This is a genomic window from Gilvimarinus sp. 1_MG-2023 (assembly GCF_030548285.1).
This window is the reverse complement of the sequence record NZ_JAUOSC010000913.1, coordinates 1-278: the sequence shown is the minus strand read 5'-3', so window position 1 is coordinate 278 and position 278 is coordinate 1. Positions and strand designations below refer to the sequence as shown.

At 51.8% G+C, this 278-nt stretch carries 1 pseudogene; it reads left to right on the top strand.

Annotated features, from left to right (window positions below):
* Positions 1–278, top strand: a pseudogene (locus Q4563_RS19530) (4-oxalocrotonate decarboxylase); the annotation flags it as partial.

Sequence of the window (278 nt, the reverse complement as noted above, 5' to 3'; positions counted from 1 at the left end):
ACCCGGAAATGACTTACAAGGATGCGTTTGATATCCAGTGGGAAATTCGCCGTCGTAAAGAAGCGCGTGGCAACAAGATCGTTGGCCTGAAAATGGGCCTGACCAGCTGGGCAAAAATGGCCCAGATGGGCGTTGAGCATCCGTGTTACGGCTTCCTGGCGGATTATTTTGCCGTGTCCGACGGTGGCGAAATCAAAACCGATGAACTGATTCACCCCAAAATTGAAGCCGAAATCGCCTTTGTCACCAAAAAAGCGCTGAAAGGCCCTGGTGTGACC